Genomic DNA, 14,498 nt, shown 5'->3' with positions numbered 1-14,498 from the left:
TCTGTCCCATTAAATATGATATGTGAACTCATTCTTAACTTTTCTTTCTTTGCGCTCTTTGCGTCCTTTGCGGTTCGTTTCTCAAGCCCCTCAAAATAAATTGGACAGACCACTAGGTATAAAGAAATATAGTTAATATAAACCCAAAATCAAGAGGTAGAGACGTGATTTATCGCGTATTGAAAGACCAATAATCACACTTCTGACTCCTGAATTCTGACTCCTGAATTATGCTGTATAACTATTGCCAACCTTAGCATTAGCGGATACATTGTACTTCTTTTAAATCATTACTATCGCATTTTAATCTATGTTTGTTAAACCCAAAATATTTTTATCATGGCTGGCATTATTACTCAGTTTTGCAAGTCTATTTCTTAGTGCTTGGATTATTCTTCCTGCTCCAAATATGTTTTTGCTGACGCTAGCAGTAGGAGCGCCAGAAGTCAGTCCTTGGTTATTCTTATTAAATTTTAGCTTTTTTTTGCTGTCTTTATTCTATATCCGTCGCCGTAATTTACAGGGTTTAGTTTACATTTTCAGTTTAATCGGATTGTTAATTTGTGGATGGGTACTAGTGAATATCCCACTAACTCAAATGCAGATGGATAGAGCAATGAAACAAGGGTTGGGAGCGAATTATCTAGAGCAAATTCCAATCCAAGTAAGTGCTAAAATGCAAAGCCATCCTTTTAACTTAGTTAATTTCTTTCGGGGTATTGCATTAGGTAAAACACGTCATCAAAAAGATATTCTCTTTGCGTCTCCTGGGGGAGTGCCTTTAAAAATGGAAGTTTACCAACCCCCAGAGATCGGGAAATATCCAGCAGTGGTAGTAATTTATGGTGGAGCTTGGCAATATGGCAATACTCATGCCAATTCTGAGTTTAATCAATATATTGCCAATCATGGATATACGGTATTTGCGATCGCCTATCGACACGCACCCCAATATCAGTTTCCATCTCAGTTAGATGATGTGCGTACAGCCCTGAATTTTATTCGCAAACATGCAGCTGAATATGAAGCGGATTCAGAACGTATGGTACTTTTAGGACGTTCTGCGGGAGCGCATCTAGCAATGTTAGCGGCTTATCAACCCGATGCACCACCGATTCGTGCCGTGGTGAACTATTACGGGCCTGTTAATTTAACTCAAGGATACAAAACACCACCAAATCCCGATCCGATAAATTCTCGCGCTGTTTTAAAAGCATTTCTTGGTGGTTCTTTAGAAGAATTGCCTAATCGGTATGAAATTGCTTCACCGATAAATTACCTAACGCACCCTTTACCGCCAACTTTATTAATTTACGGTAGTCGTGACCATTTAGTGGAAGCGAAATATGGTAGACAGATGTATGAGCGTTTACATAACTCTGGTAACACTGCGGTTTTTCTAGAAATTCCTTGGGCAGAACACGCTTTTGATGCTGTTTTCAATGGTGTGAGCAATCAATTAGCGTTGTATCACACTGAGAGGTTTTTGGCTTGGGTGTTGTTCAAGCAATGATTTTATTAACATACAGCAGCAGTCAGAGCATAAATATTCATTAATAGAGTTCAAAGCCTCATTAACGGAGTTGAAAGACTCAACGAGGTTTACTCAGCATTCCTCACTCAGCACTCCTGACTCAGCACTACTTCTGAGGCCAGCGCCAGTTATAGCGATTCCATTCATACATTCCTTGAATTTCATACTCAGCGCCGTTGAAGAAGCGGACGACGCAATTAGTAGAGGAATCATTGCTGCATCTACGCCCGTCGTAGACATCGCTAATTTCCTCGACCTTAATCACCATACAAGGAAACCATTCTCGCTTACAAGGCCCATCCTGTTGCACCCATTCCCATAGTGCATTGGAAACTTCAATGCGATCGCCTACTCTTAACTTTAGTGCGTCTTCAAAATAAGAGTACTTATCAAAATGATATGACTCAACCCGATTTAGCCACTGTAAACCATACCGTTGGCGAATAAATTGTACTGTTCCAGAGTCGTTTTCTAGCAACCAGTCGTTGAGTAATTGTACTTTCCAAATGCGAGCGCGTTGTTCTTCATCCTTAACAAACTGTAAAAATACTTCTAACTCCTCTGGAGTAAGTTCGTCTAAGGGATTAGCAATATTTGACATCCCAGAGGTAGAATTTCCCTGAATTTGCTCGACCATTTGCAGTAATATCTGTTTCTGCGTGTCAGTGAGAGGACAGCTTGCGGCATCACAACTATTAAAGGCTGCAAGCATAGCTGTTTCGATCTCATCTGGAGTCATAAGTTCATAGCAATTGAGGGGTTATTCTCCTAATTATTACAAATGTTAAATTAAAGTCTCCAATCACGCTGTAGTTAAATCTGGAGATAATTAAACTTAAGACGCTTAATATTCAGGGAAGTCAGAAGTCAGGAGAAAAACTTGATTTTGTCTCTTGTCTTCTGAGTTCTTGGTATCAATTTGATATTTTCTAATGTTGACTTACTTATCACTTAGTTAGGAAAATTGCCATGACTCAAACTCAGCATCCCACAAAACTCCTGACTTTTGAGGAATTTCTGGCCTATGACGATCGCACTGATACCCGATATGAATTAGTTGATGGAGAACTAGTAGAGATCCCAACCGAAAGCCAGGAAAATTGTGATATTGCCAAATTTCTGCTGTTCGAGTTGGCAAAGCGTTTTCCTATTACGTTGCTGGCTTACAAGGACATTGAAGTTGAAGTCAGTGGGCGACGAGCAACCTGTCGTCTACCCGATCTGGTGGTGGACAGTATGAAGATACAGTCTTGAAGGGTACGGCGACTATTGCATCAGATATAGTACCCAATTGGGAATTGATCGTGGAGCAGGTATTTGCAGTGGCGAATCAATCAGGGAAGTAGAGAAAAGCGAGTAAGGGTATGTTGTAAGCTGAAGTTATAAGTTAAATAATTATTGAATTAAGTCACGGGGTCTTTTATGCGGTTGCGCTCACTCACGGTCGTTTTTATTTCTTGTCTCGTCACCTTTCTATCGTGGGTGATTATTCCCCCAGCTGTAGCCCTGACACAGATTAAACTATTTGATGTCTCTTATAAAGATTGTCCAGCAGAACTAGCACAAGGGGCTGTTATCAGTAGTGGTAGCGCGGCTGCTAATTGTTTTATTGTCATTGGCAAAGCAGAAAATGGCACTAATAAAACAGTCTATGACGCAGATATTTTTGGACGTATCTATGATGCCAATAATGACTCGGTGATGCAAAACCGCACTCGCTTAGGTTCTATTACCGAGGTGCCACCAGGAATTAGCGATTTTGAATTGAGAATTTCTGTACCTGCTAATCAGCCGACTCCGTTGCAGCTGAAGCAGTTTAAGGCTGCCGGGTTTAGCGGCCAAGTGCGTAGGTAATAAATTTTAACTTTTCCTGCTATAAATCCCGCACTTTATCCAAAGATTATGTGTCGGGATCTATAGCAAGCTATGTGTATCAGATGGATTGCAGTCCACCACCGACTATTTGAAGCAGTATAATAGCTAACATTGCAGAAAAATCGATACCGCCCAAAGGCGGAATGATGGAGCGGAACAGATTTAGATAAGGATCGGTGATCTGGCTCAAAGTCGTAAATGGTTGGTTGTACCAGTTGATTGTTGGGAACCAGGTCAATACAACCCGAATAATTAGCAAAACAGTATAAATCTGGATGAAAGAAGCCAGGGTGTTGATCAGAAGGTACATGGATTTTTTGGTTTCCTAATAAGTGTCAAACGCGGTCTTATCTTTTAATTTTAATTTAGTCCATGTCATGGTGTTTGCAGATTACACATTTATCACACTTGACACTTTCACCACGCCTGAACAAACTCAGGAGTCTTTAGTGAGAGAGCGGTCATTACTTGGTTGGGGTGAACCGCTATTAACATTCCCTAGTTGCTTCTGCACTTCATCAATTGTGGCATTTAGCTGGGCAATTTTATCTTCTAGCGATCGCCTGGCCGTTTCTATGGCAATGCTTTCACTTTCTGAGGCTTTCATCTGACGACGCTTTGCTGCTATTTTTTTCGCTTCAGCTTGGCTATCTGTCAGCTCTGTTTCCTCTTCTACTAGCAATTGAGGATCGCGTCGAGAAGCAATTAGGGCCCCGATAACACCGCCAAATACGCCACCAACAAATGCCCCTGCTATAAAACCACTGCCAAAACCATCTCGCTGACTCATATCTTTACCGCCTTCAACAAACCTTGCAACTTTTACAGTAGTTATGCTATTTTCCTGCCCTAGCTGCATACTAGCTTAAGTCCCAAAGATGCGATCGCCCGCATCTCCCAATCCCGGTACAATATATCCCTTGTTGTTCAATTTTTCATCAATAGTAGCGGTGTAAATTATTAAACCTGGATAAGCTTCACTCAATTTTTGTAAAGCTGGTGGAGCTGCTACTACACAAACAATCCGCGTCAGGGCTGGGTCAGCACCCCGTTGTGTCAATTCTGCCATTGCTGCCATGATTGACCCTCCGGTTGCCAACATTGGATCGGTAACTAATACTCGTGTTTGGGGGTCAAATTTTTCTGGTAACTTGTTCAGATAACAATGAGGTTGCAGTGTCTCTTCGTCTCGTGCCAAGCCCAGGTGGTAAATCGATGCTAAAGGTAATAAAGTCTGCGCTCCCTCTAGTAATCCTAGCCCAGCCCGCAGAATCGGCACTACTGCCATAGGCACTTGCGGATCAATTACCGTTGCTGGACAGGTATCTAAGGGACTCTGTACTGCTATTTCTTGAGTCGGCAACCAGTCTCGTGCAGCTTCATAAGTCAGCCATCTTCCCAACTCAGTCATGGCACTGCGGAACAATACTGAAGGCGTGCTTGCATCACGGGCAACTGCTAGCCAGTGCTTTATTAGAGGATGGGGTGGAACGTAAACGCGCAATTGTAGCGTCATAGCCAGAAATAGGCGCCTTTTTATTGTATAAGAACTGAAACACCATAATACTCTTTCCTGCATCCGGCTGACAGCTTAAAATTAGCAATCTCAATCTTATTGATAAAGTTTTTTATTAGTAGTTGACATTAATTCTTAATTAAGGCTATATTCTTATACAGTGTTCTCCTCTCTTTTAAGGATCGGCAGACGGGATTAACCAGCAGTAGCAGGTTCGTCCCTCTTTTTTTTGATTGGTCATTGGGGATTGGCATGGGGGAGAATAACTAATGACTAATACTTCGGCTTCGCTCAGTACAAGTGACTAATGACTAAAATGCAAGATATTGACGCAATCGTAATTGGGTCTGGGATTGGCGGATTAGTAACAGCGACTCAGTTAGCGGCGAAGGGAGCGAAAGTGTTGGTACTGGAACGTTATTTGATTCCAGGTGGTAGCGCTGGTTATTTTGAACGCCAAGGTTATCGATTTGATGTTGGCGCGTCAATGATTTTTGGGCTGGGACAGAACGGTACTACAAACTTACTCACCCGTGCATTATCAAGTGTAAATGTCAGCCAAGAAGCGATCGCAGATCCAGTGCAAATTCACTATCACCTACCCCAAGGTTTAGACCTAAAGGTTGACCGGATTTATGAAAAATTTTTGCAAAATCTTACTGCTCATTTTCGCCATGAAGAACAAGGGATTCGTCGCTTTTATGACGAATGCCAAAAAGTATTCAAGTGTCTCAACAGCATGGATTTGCTCTCACTGGAAGAACCTCGATATTTACTGCGGGTATTTTTCCAACATCCTTTGGCGTGTCTCGGTTTAGCCAAATATCTACCCCAAAATGCCGGAGATGTGGCGCGGCGTTACATCAAAGACCCGCAATTATTGAAATTTATCGATATGGAATGTTATTGCTGGTCGGTGGTTCCATCAGATATGACACCAATGATTAATGCTGGAATGGTCTTTTCTGACAGGCATTATGGCGGAGTCAACTATCCTAAAGGTGGAGTAGGACAAATTGCTCAAAAACTCGTGGAAGGTCTAGAGAAGGCTGAAGGTAGGATTCAGTACCAAGCCAGGGTGACGAAAATTCTCACAGAACAGGGAAAAGCGGTAGGTGTACAACTCGCTAATGGTAAAGTATATCAGGCTAAACGCATAGTTTCTAATGCTACACGCTGGGATACATTTGAACAATTGCTACCAGCAACAGAAATGCCACATAATGAGAAAAAATGGCAACAAAATTATCAAAAATCTCCCAGCTTCTTGAGTTTGCATATAGGGGTAAGGGAGTCAGTTTTACCTGCGGGGACAGAGTGCCACCATATTTTGCTGGAAGATTGGGAAAAGATGACAGCAGCAGAAGGCACAGTTTTTGTTTCGATTCCCACATTGCTTGACCCAGATTTAGCACCAAATGGATATCACATCATTCATGCCTTCACACCTCACTGGATTGATGATTGGCAAGAACTTTCTCCGAGTGAGTACGAAGCGAAGAAAGAAGAGGCGGCTTGGCGAATTATTGACCGCCTAGAGAAAATTTTTCCCGGTTTAGATGCCGGATTGGATTATTTAGAAGTGGGGACACCGCGCACCCATCGCCGCTTTTTGGGTCGTGAAGATGGCACTTATGGGCCAATTCCCCGGCGTAAGTTGTGGGGATTATTGAATATGCCCTTTAATCGCACAGCTATTTCAGGACTTTATTGTGTAGGGGATAGTACTTTTCCGGGTCAAGGTTTGAATGCAGTCGCTTTTTCTGGGTTTGCTTGCGCCCATCGCATTGCCGTAGATTTAGGATTGTAAAAAGATAACTAAATCTATGTTTACCTAAGTTTTACGTACTGTCTCAATTTCCTCTAATATTTTCTGCATCTGTGCCAGATTTGTTTGATTGATGCCGATGATAGTAACCTTTATAATCCAATACTGAACCATATTGCTTTAAGATAATCGCTGGGCATTAATTTACAAAACTTTTTATATTTGTGCTTTAATGGTGGGCGGCTTTTGTTCGTTCAAGAACCTTCCTCACACACAAAGCGATCGCTGATGCTACTCACACACAAAGAAAACATTGTAAAATTTAGCTGGCTTCTACCCAGTTTCTTAAGCTTGCTCCTGTTTGGCTCCACTGTCAAAGCTAATGCTGCGATGCCTGCGGCGGGCGTAGCCATCGCAAATTGGCATTTTGATAGTAATCGCAATCATCTGGACTTCACCACAGATGAGAATGTTCAACCGAAGGTACAACTACTTACCAACCCAACTCGTCTAGTAATTGATTTACCTGGAGTTAGACTAGGATATCCACAGACTAGTCAAAGAGTGGGGTTAGTAATTAAAGACATTCGTATCGAGCAGTTTAATGCAGAGACTACCCGCATGGTAGTTACTTTAGCGCCTGGTTACACCTTTGATTTAGCACAAGTGCAACTGCAAGAGGAATCCCGTAATCATTGGTCTGTACAGTTACCCAAACCAGTACCATTGGCTGCAACCCAGCCGAAATATTTAGAAATCACTCCGAGTCTTTCTCCAGCAGTCATAGATAATAGCACTCTGTTCGCTGGTGTCGTTCCGATGCATTCACCGATGAAAGCGCTGGAACCTCAAATTAAAGCCTTGATGAGTCGCTACAGCTTTCTGAAAACAGGAATGTTTTTTCTGGATTTGGATACTGGGGATTATTTGGATATTGGAGGCGATCGCGTTTTCCCCGCAGCTAGTACAATCAAACTACCAATTCTCATCGCCTTTTTCCAGGATTTAGATGCTGGTAAAGTCACCCTTCAGGAAAACCTGACTATGCGGCGTGACTTAGTTACCAATGGTTCTGGAAGTATGCAGTATGAACGAGTTGGGAAGAAATACACAGCCTTGGAAACCATCACTAAGATGATTACCATTAGTGATAATACTGCCACTAACATGATTATCGATCGCTTAGGTGGAGCGGCGAAACTAAATCAGCGTTTCCGTAGTTGGGGACTGAAAGACACAGTAATTCGCCATCTTTTAGCTGACTTGAGAGGAACCAACACCACAAGTTCTCAAGATATGGCGCGGGTGCTGGCTTTAGTTGTGAACAACAAGCTAGTTTCTTTACAGAGTCGAGAACAAGCCTTAGATATTCTGCGCCACACCACAATTCATACACTGTTACCCGCCGGTTTGGGTAAAGGTGCTGTCATCGCCAACAAAACCGGAGATATCGGCTTTCTCATCGGCGATGCGGGATTTGTTACTATGCCCAATGGTAAGCGCTACTTGGCGGCTATCTTCGTCACCCGCCCCTATAAGGACAGCAGAGGGAGAGACTTTATTCGTCAAGTTTCCCACCTTGTTTACGATTACCTGAATCAGACAAATCCAGTCGCTGCGATTGGTTCGTCTAACAGTGCTACAAAATAGCAGTTCTCAATTGGGTTAGTCATACGTATCAACTTAAGGTGAAAACGTTTACCGAAGAAAGGCAGAGGGCAGAGGGCAGAAGGCAGAAGGGATTTATCATTAGCCATTTACGGCATAAATGCCCTGTGAGATGTCTTCAGGCATCGTTTCCTCTGCCTTGGGTAACAGAACCTTGAAAACTGAATATTTCGCCCTAGCGTTACTACAAATCAGACAACGCTAGAGTGACTCACAATTCGTCTAGGTTTTTCCTGAGAGACTCTAGATCCTCATCTACGTATTTTTCATTTTTTACAGGCTTAGGTACTGATGTTGGATTCAAAAGCTCTGCTCTCAGCACCCGCAAGCACTCATCTACATCTTCCTCAGTGTCGATCTGAGAAAGTTGATATTCAAGCCCAAAATCATTTTCTATTTCTATTGGCTTGGATACAGGTGTTGTCTGCATCGCTTGTTCCCAGACATCCCATCTATCTTTGGGTTTTTCGAGTTCCTGGATTAGTGTTTTTGCATCTGGCGGAATCGATGACTTCACAAGGCTGCACAAAACCCTAGTAGTCTGATTCTGGAAATCATAGACAACATCAAATACCTTGAACTTGCGCCAATAATCAGGTTTGTGCGTCTCATCTATTGGCAAAACGAGAGTTTCACCAATTCGGGGAAGCCATTTACAGTTTGAAAACTCAGCCACCATTTTAGTGACTGAATCAATACTCCAAACAATGCGTAATTTAAATTCTTGAGGATTAGGTGTCAAAAAAGGTGCGTTGCTTTTCATTGGTCATCCCCAAGCTTTGAACAGTCATCATCTGGTGATTTATTTTCAGCAAAGGCACGATGACTTTCGCAAGCATCGATTTTAGCTCGTCTAGCAGCATCATCAAACGACCGAACCAAAGGTGTATTGATCGCATCATTGAGCAAAGCAAAAATTATGAATATAGCTGAAATTATCACCAATAGGGACACAAAGGGACTGACTTGATTTTTGGAGGTCTTTTCGTCAAGCTCAGGCTTTTCCTGATTCGTCATAAAATTTCACGATTGGAATAGGACTATACCTAGAAAACCCAAAACCAACTCACGTCTAACCACTTGCCCTTAAAATTTTTCATCAGCCACGAGCCTTTATCGAAGAAAGGCAGAGGGCAGAGGGCAGAAGGGATTTATATCAAGTTTTGGCGACTATTTGTAATAAAACCTCTCAACTAATTGTGATTTTACTTGCGGCTTTAGTAGCCTTTTCCCTAGCCTCTTTGACATTCATACCTTTCGCCAAAGCTACGCCCATTCGCCGATATGGATGAGCATTAGGTTTACCAAATAATTTAATATCTACATCTTTTTCTGACAAAGCATCAGCTACACCACTAAAAGTAATAGAATCAGATTTTTCGTAAGCTAAAATTACCGCACTTGCTGAAGCTCCTAACTGTTGTATATGAGGAATTGGCAAGTTTAAAATAGCCCGTAAATGTAATTCAAATTCATTGAGATTTTGTGAGATTAATGTCACCATTCCCGTATCGTGCGGTCTGGGAGAAAGCTCAGAAAAAATCACTTCATCTTTGGTAATGAAAAATTCAACACCAAAAATCCCGGCTCCTCCTAAAGCATCAGTGACTTTTATCGCTATTTCTTGAGCTTTTAATATTTTATCTTCAACAATTTCTGCGGGTTGCCACGATTCTTGATAATCGCCTCGTTCTTGGCGATGACCAATGGGAGAGCAGAAAATTGTCGGTGCATTCCACTGTTTAATTGTCAGTAAAGTTATCTCAATTTCAAAGTTAATAAATTCTTCTACAATCACCTTTTGACTGTCTCCTCTAGAATTAGCGATCGCATAATTCCAAGCCTTCTCAACCTGATTGTTATCGGTAACAACAGACTGACCTTTACCAGAGGATGACATCACAGGTTTAACAACATTAGGAAAGCCAATTTTATCAGAAATTTTAATTAATTCTTCTAAAGTAACTGCATAACCATATTTAGCCGTTCTAATGCCCAATTCTTGATGTGCCAGTTCCCGAATTCTGTCGCGGTTCATTGTATAGTTAGTAGCAGCCGCCGTCGGAATAACTGTAATCCCTCGCTGTTCAAATTCCAGAAGTTTTTCTGTTCTAATTGCTTCAATTTCTGGTATAATAATATCTGGCTGATGTTTTTTCACTACAGCTTCTAAATCATCAGCACTGAGCATAGAAATCACTTCATAAGCATCAGCAACCTGCATCGCCGGAGCATTGGTGTAGCGGTCAACAGCAATCACATAATTACCAAGACGTTGAGCAGCGATCGCAAATTCTTTACCTAGTTCTCCTGAACCCAGCAACATCAATTTTTTGGGTAGCTTAATATTCATTAATTTATCTAGTCAATTGCAATTTAATCATCTTATAATTTTTTGTGTTTTCATTACCAACTTCTCAAGAATTAAATATAGCTCCGCGTAGCTCTAAATCTTGACGTTGTAGATGATTTAAACCAGTACCGACACCAAGCTGACACTTATCTACTAGAGTCTCTAACCAAATAGTCTCGTTCAGAGTTGCACCGCGTAAATTTGCATTTCTCAAGTCGGCTTTCGTAAAATTTACAAATAAAAGGTCTGCATCGATTAAACTACTACCTTGTAGATTTGCTTCTGATAAGTTTCCTCGAATGAAGTTTACGCCATCTAAAATTAAACCAGATAAATCGGCTCCGATAAGATTAGGGAACTTTAGCTGACTTGGATATTTAAAAAACCGCATCATACAGATAATATTTGCTTCATTTAGTCGTATTTTAGTTAAAAACTCATAACGAGCTATGCCCAGTTGTTTCAGAATTTGTAGACGTTGAGGGGGAGTTTTTTCTAAAAAATTGATGGCTGTATAGCGTAAGTCTTGAATAGGGGTATTTAACATTATTCTTAAAATTTAACGATGTCAGATCCCCGACTTCTTTAAGAAGTCGGGGATCTAATTTAACTAATTTAACGCCCTGCTAATAATGCTTTCGTAGCAGATTCACCGACTAATCTCACCCGCTTTCTTAACTGGAAATTTAGCAACACTAAAACACTCAAATCAGCTAAGAGTGCCATAAAAATTGTTGTCACCTCAGAGTATTGTATAGCTGCCCAAGGAAAAGTTGAAAATAACCAGACATTAGGATGATTCGACGACGAGATACCGATAAATTCTAAAATCATCGGAGGTAAAAATGTTGCACCACTTAAAGTCCCAATTGCCCAGAAAGAACGCTTAGGAGTTTTCAGCAAAAGTATGAATTGGGCGATGGTAGTGTAAATCATCATTAAGCTGATAGACAAAGCGATCGCTAAAAGTACTTTCAACCTGCCCAGATCGTTACTCAGCCAAGTTTGGCCATCATTCGCATCAAAAACAGATGTAAATGAAATCCAAACTAGCCAGGGGATAGTAACAATTGTCAGATTAATCGCGATCGCCACGAGTGCAGGGCTTTTTTCCGCCCAAATTAGATCCTGCCAAATACTCTTATGGTTAGAAACTCCCTGATGTCGATATCTTGCCCAATCTTGTACATCTTGACGGTGAGGGGAAAGAACGGCAATTAAACTTAAAATCAACACCAAGTTGTACACTGCTAGCAAAAGTAGATTTTCCCAAATCTGCTCATCCCATCTACTATTATTTATACTAATTTGTAGGGTAAATCCCCACATCATCAACTGGCAAAATGCTACTAGTAAATAACTTTGCTTCTTGCTGATTATTGAGGCTTGAGGATTACGGAAGCAGCGCTTAATAGCTTGCCAAATTCCGTAGCTGCACAATCCAAAGTTGAGCAAATGGAAGCCAACAACAATAATAACATTTGTCCCTAATGGTAAATAGAAAAACTGCCAGTTTATTAAGGGAGAACCATTGTATACATGGAACAAGTTAGGAAATAAATAATTTGTGGCATCCCAAGGATTCAATAGTCTAAACCAAACAGTTGCATTATTTAAACTATTGCTATCAGAGGATGCCAGCACCATCGTGATGAACAGAGAAAGGAAAACTGCACCACTACCTAACCAAGGCTGAAAACCGCTAAACCAACGACTAAGTAAGCCAAATAGTAGTGCTGCGCTGTAGAAGAAAATACAGTTAGCTGCAAGAATTGCGTAGAAACTCAAAATGTAACTAAAGGCAATTTGGGCAGAAAACCCAGCCCACAAATGTAAGGGAACTGCTACTAAGACGATGAGATAAATTAAACTCGGAACTCCTAGTAACTTGCCAGTCAAGATAGTTGTTTCTGATTGGGGACTAAGACGGAGAAAATTTAGCGTACCGCGAGTTTCTTCTTTGGCTAAATCATTGATTAGTAAATAAGTTCCTCCAAGCAATAGTGTAAATATAAAAATTACACTCACCGTTACAAATGTATGTTCCCAATGCTCCAGCCACCAGTTATCATCGGGAAATTCTTGTAACTGATACGAAAAAACTATCCATTGCAGTAGTAAGGATATCGCAACTGCGATCGCTACATTAAAAAACTTTAGCCTTCCTTTGAGTTCCCGCAATAGTTGCGGATTCCAATCGCCGATTTTATCTATTAAATTGAGCATAGTATGAAAAAATCTCCAAAAATGGGGAGTGATATTTATTGACGTATCAAGATGCTTGTTTGTGACCTAATTTTAAGAAAATACTTTCTAAGTCTTCTTGCGTACAGTGAAAATCAGTCAGGGGAATACCTGCTTTGATTAGCGATCGCAATAACTCAGCACTATCTTCATCTTTACCCGAAAAATTCACCCGCACACTATTTTTTCCTGGTATCACCTCCCACTCTTGTACCAAAGGATGACATTTAAGTTCGCTCAAAAGTGTCTCTAAGTTCCCCAGAGTTGATAACACAATTTGCTGATGAGCAAGACGTTGGTAAAGTTGCTGTAGGGAAGTACTTTCTACCAAAAAGCCAAGTTCCATAATTCCTACAGAAGTACAGAGTTCCGCTAAATCACTGAGGACGTGAGAAGAAATGATTACAGTCATCCCAGCTTCTTGCAAAGCCTTAATGATTTCACGAAAGTGCATTCTAGCAATGGGATCAAGCCCAGAAACAGGCTCATCTAGTAGTAGTAAAATCGGTTCGTGGATAATGGTTCGCGCTAAACTTAAGCGCTGTTTCATCCCCCGCGACAGAGTAGAAATTTGACTATTGCGTTTATTTCCAAGTTGGATTAGTTCTAAAACTTCATGTAAACGTTGAGTGCGGCGTGGTTCTCGCAAACGATACAAACGCGCAAAATAATCTAGGTAGTCCCAGACTGTCAAATCCTCATACAGTGGATAGTCATCGGGTAAGTAGCCTAAACGACGTTTGAGCTTGGGATTACTCTTATCACGGAGTAAGCGATCGCCATTAATATAAATCTCACCCGTAGTTGGTTCCTCAGCAGTCGCCAACATACGGATGAGAGTTGTTTTACCCGCGCCATTGGGCCCAATCAGTCCATATACTTCCCCCGCCTGGATTTCTAAATCAACATCATTGACAGCAACGTGTCGGTCAAATTGCTTAGTTAGTCCACGGGTGCAAATTGCTAATTCTTTTACCATCGCTGCTGGGGTGCGGCTTGTGATTTATAGCTAACCTAACTTTTTTTACAACTTTTGTCAGGCTGGTTTCAGAAATTGAAACTGGTTTTGTTTAAAGCTGCTTTGAGTTATGGGCATTATTTACACCAGTTCATTAAAGATTTAAATAATACCAATATTTAACTTTGAGTACGGGGAATACTAAAGCTAGAAATCTCTAGGTCTTCTCAGTTAATCAGGTGTAAAAATTATGGATTTTGATTCGATTATGAAGATGCCTGTTATCGGGCAAACTATTGCTCATGGTATTGAAGGAGGTAGAGACTGGGGGCAAACGTATCTCGACGATTTACGCTGGTGTGGTGATAGTGAGCGCTTTAGTCCTCAAATATTCAAGCACTAAAGTGCTTACTACAAACCTATTAAAACTTTTGCGATAGACCACTAGGGCGTGTTTTCAAACTATTTATTTAGCCTCCTAACTTTTTAGATCCCCCTAAATCCCCCTTAAAAAGGGGGACTTTAACAGACTCTTCGCCCCCCTTTTTAAGGGGGGTTGGGGGGATCTAAGACTTTGAAAAC

The 14,498-nt window shown here is 41.1% G+C and carries 16 protein-coding genes; 6 read left to right on the top strand and 10 right to left on the bottom strand.

The window, feature by feature from the left end; genetic code table 11:
- Window positions 1-310: 310 nt before the first annotated feature.
- A complete protein-coding gene (locus tag HWQ37_RS33145) occupies window positions 311-1,513 on the top strand; it encodes an alpha/beta hydrolase (RefSeq protein ID WP_292755439.1) in 1,203 nt (400 codons plus the stop codon).
- Between the two features lie 127 nt (window positions 1,514-1,640).
- Here HWQ37_RS33145 and HWQ37_RS33140 read toward each other — a convergent pair whose 3' ends face one another.
- Window positions 1,641-2,273, bottom strand: a complete 633-nt coding sequence (locus tag HWQ37_RS33140; protein ID WP_292755437.1) for a hypothetical protein — start codon at window positions 2,271-2,273, stop codon at window positions 1,641-1,643.
- A gap of 230 nt (window positions 2,274-2,503) precedes the next feature.
- Between HWQ37_RS33140 and HWQ37_RS33135 the strand changes: the two genes are divergently transcribed.
- Window positions 2,504-2,788: a Uma2 family endonuclease gene (locus tag HWQ37_RS33135; RefSeq protein ID WP_292755435.1), complete on the top strand. Its 285-nt coding sequence runs from the start codon at window positions 2,504-2,506 to the stop codon at window positions 2,786-2,788.
- Window positions 2,789-2,956: 168 nt separating this feature from the next.
- A complete protein-coding gene (locus tag HWQ37_RS33130) occupies window positions 2,957-3,388 on the top strand; it encodes a biotin carboxylase (RefSeq protein ID WP_292755433.1) in 432 nt (143 codons plus the stop codon).
- A 79-nt stretch (window positions 3,389-3,467) separates the two neighbouring features.
- On the opposite strand, the gene HWQ37_RS33125 is transcribed toward HWQ37_RS33130, so the two are convergent.
- The 3 genes from HWQ37_RS33125 to upp all read right to left on the bottom strand — a co-directional run bounded on the left by HWQ37_RS33125 (window position 3,468) and on the right by upp (window position 4,925).
- Window positions 3,468-3,719 carry a YggT family protein gene (locus HWQ37_RS33125; RefSeq protein ID WP_292755431.1) on the bottom strand — a complete coding sequence of 84 codons (252 nt, stop codon included), beginning with the start codon at window positions 3,717-3,719 and terminating at the stop codon, window positions 3,468-3,470.
- Between the two features lie 126 nt (window positions 3,720-3,845).
- On the bottom strand, window positions 3,846-4,199 hold the full coding sequence (locus HWQ37_RS33120; RefSeq protein ID WP_292755512.1) for a ssl2009 family thylakoid membrane protein: 354 nt from the start codon (window positions 4,197-4,199) through the stop codon (window positions 3,846-3,848).
- Between the two features lie 75 nt (window positions 4,200-4,274).
- On the bottom strand, window positions 4,275-4,925 hold the full coding sequence (gene upp, locus HWQ37_RS33115) for a uracil phosphoribosyltransferase (protein ID WP_292755429.1): 651 nt from the start codon (window positions 4,923-4,925) through the stop codon (window positions 4,275-4,277).
- A gap of 307 nt (window positions 4,926-5,232) precedes the next feature.
- Here upp and crtH point away from each other — a divergent pair, with 307 nt between their 5' ends.
- Together crtH and HWQ37_RS33105 are read left to right on the top strand one after the other, a co-directional pair.
- Entirely contained in the window at window positions 5,233-6,735 is a 1,503-nt protein-coding gene (gene crtH, locus HWQ37_RS33110) for a carotenoid isomerase (RefSeq protein ID WP_292755427.1), read from the top strand.
- A gap of 246 nt (window positions 6,736-6,981) precedes the next feature.
- Window positions 6,982-8,343: a serine hydrolase gene (locus tag HWQ37_RS33105; RefSeq protein WP_292755510.1), complete on the top strand. Its 1,362-nt coding sequence runs from the start codon at window positions 6,982-6,984 to the stop codon at window positions 8,341-8,343.
- Window positions 8,344-8,572: 229 nt separating this feature from the next.
- On the opposite strand, the gene HWQ37_RS33100 is transcribed toward HWQ37_RS33105, so the two are convergent.
- From HWQ37_RS33100 to HWQ37_RS33075, 6 genes are all read right to left on the bottom strand, one after another.
- Window positions 8,573-9,124: a hypothetical protein gene (locus HWQ37_RS33100; protein WP_292755425.1), complete on the bottom strand. Its 552-nt coding sequence runs from the start codon at window positions 9,122-9,124 to the stop codon at window positions 8,573-8,575.
- A complete protein-coding gene (locus HWQ37_RS33095; RefSeq protein WP_292755423.1) occupies window positions 9,121-9,378 on the bottom strand; it encodes a hypothetical protein in 258 nt (85 codons plus the stop codon). Before HWQ37_RS33095 ends, HWQ37_RS33100 begins: the two co-directional genes overlap by 4 nt.
- 172 nt (window positions 9,379-9,550) lie before the next feature.
- The gene (purT, locus tag HWQ37_RS33090; RefSeq protein ID WP_292755421.1) at window positions 9,551-10,714 is read right to left on the bottom strand and encodes a formate-dependent phosphoribosylglycinamide formyltransferase; all 1,164 of its coding nucleotides are present in this window, start codon (window positions 10,712-10,714) and stop codon (window positions 9,551-9,553) included.
- Window positions 10,715-10,778: 64 nt separating this feature from the next.
- Window positions 10,779-11,261 carry a pentapeptide repeat-containing protein gene (locus HWQ37_RS33085; RefSeq protein ID WP_292755419.1) on the bottom strand — a complete coding sequence of 161 codons (483 nt, stop codon included), beginning with the start codon at window positions 11,259-11,261 and terminating at the stop codon, window positions 10,779-10,781.
- A gap of 68 nt (window positions 11,262-11,329) precedes the next feature.
- Entirely contained in the window at window positions 11,330-12,940 is a 1,611-nt protein-coding gene (locus HWQ37_RS33080; RefSeq protein WP_292755418.1) for an ABC transporter permease subunit, read from the bottom strand.
- A gap of 46 nt (window positions 12,941-12,986) precedes the next feature.
- The gene (locus tag HWQ37_RS33075; protein WP_292755416.1) at window positions 12,987-13,937 is read right to left on the bottom strand and encodes an ABC transporter ATP-binding protein; all 951 of its coding nucleotides are present in this window, start codon (window positions 13,935-13,937) and stop codon (window positions 12,987-12,989) included.
- Window positions 13,938-14,166: 229 nt separating this feature from the next.
- Here HWQ37_RS33075 and HWQ37_RS33070 point away from each other — a divergent pair, with 229 nt between their 5' ends.
- Window positions 14,167-14,319, top strand: a complete 153-nt coding sequence (locus HWQ37_RS33070) for a hypothetical protein (protein ID WP_292755414.1) — start codon at window positions 14,167-14,169, stop codon at window positions 14,317-14,319.
- Window positions 14,320-14,498 lie beyond the last annotated feature (179 nt).

Source organism: Nostoc sp. NMS4, from assembly GCF_017115095.1.
GTDB lineage: Bacteria > Cyanobacteriota > Cyanobacteriia > Cyanobacteriales > Nostocaceae > Nostoc.
Note: the sequence above shows the minus strand (reverse complement) of the source record. Positions and strands in the feature narration are given on the sequence as shown.

Bases quoted from the DNA above. Each gene is read 5' to 3' on its own strand.
- HWQ37_RS33145 (WP_292755439.1), top strand. From the start codon at position 311: ATGTTTGTTAAACCCAAAATATTTTTATCATGGCTGGCATTATTACTC.
- HWQ37_RS33140 (WP_292755437.1), bottom strand. From the start codon at position 2,273: ATGACTCCAGATGAGATCGAAACAGCTATGCTTGCAGCCTTTAATAGT.
- HWQ37_RS33135 (WP_292755435.1), top strand. From the start codon at position 2,504: ATGACTCAAACTCAGCATCCCACAAAACTCCTGACTTTTGAGGAATTT.
- HWQ37_RS33130 (WP_292755433.1), top strand. From the start codon at position 2,957: ATGCGGTTGCGCTCACTCACGGTCGTTTTTATTTCTTGTCTCGTCACC.
- HWQ37_RS33125 (WP_292755431.1), bottom strand. From the start codon at position 3,719: ATGTACCTTCTGATCAACACCCTGGCTTCTTTCATCCAGATTTATACT.
- HWQ37_RS33120 (WP_292755512.1), bottom strand. From the start codon at position 4,199: ATGAGTCAGCGAGATGGTTTTGGCAGTGGTTTTATAGCAGGGGCATTT.
- upp (WP_292755429.1), bottom strand. From the start codon at position 4,925: ATGACGCTACAATTGCGCGTTTACGTTCCACCCCATCCTCTAATAAAG.
- crtH (WP_292755427.1), top strand. From the start codon at position 5,233: ATGACTAAAATGCAAGATATTGACGCAATCGTAATTGGGTCTGGGATT.
- HWQ37_RS33105 (WP_292755510.1), top strand. From the start codon at position 6,982: ATGCTACTCACACACAAAGAAAACATTGTAAAATTTAGCTGGCTTCTA.
- HWQ37_RS33100 (WP_292755425.1), bottom strand. From the start codon at position 9,124: ATGAAAAGCAACGCACCTTTTTTGACACCTAATCCTCAAGAATTTAAA.
- HWQ37_RS33095 (WP_292755423.1), bottom strand. From the start codon at position 9,378: ATGACGAATCAGGAAAAGCCTGAGCTTGACGAAAAGACCTCCAAAAAT.
- purT (WP_292755421.1), bottom strand. From the start codon at position 10,714: ATGAATATTAAGCTACCCAAAAAATTGATGTTGCTGGGTTCAGGAGAA.
- HWQ37_RS33085 (WP_292755419.1), bottom strand. From the start codon at position 11,261: ATGTTAAATACCCCTATTCAAGACTTACGCTATACAGCCATCAATTTT.
- HWQ37_RS33080 (WP_292755418.1), bottom strand. From the start codon at position 12,940: ATGCTCAATTTAATAGATAAAATCGGCGATTGGAATCCGCAACTATTG.
- HWQ37_RS33075 (WP_292755416.1), bottom strand. From the start codon at position 13,937: ATGGTAAAAGAATTAGCAATTTGCACCCGTGGACTAACTAAGCAATTT.
- HWQ37_RS33070 (WP_292755414.1), top strand. From the start codon at position 14,167: ATGGATTTTGATTCGATTATGAAGATGCCTGTTATCGGGCAAACTATT.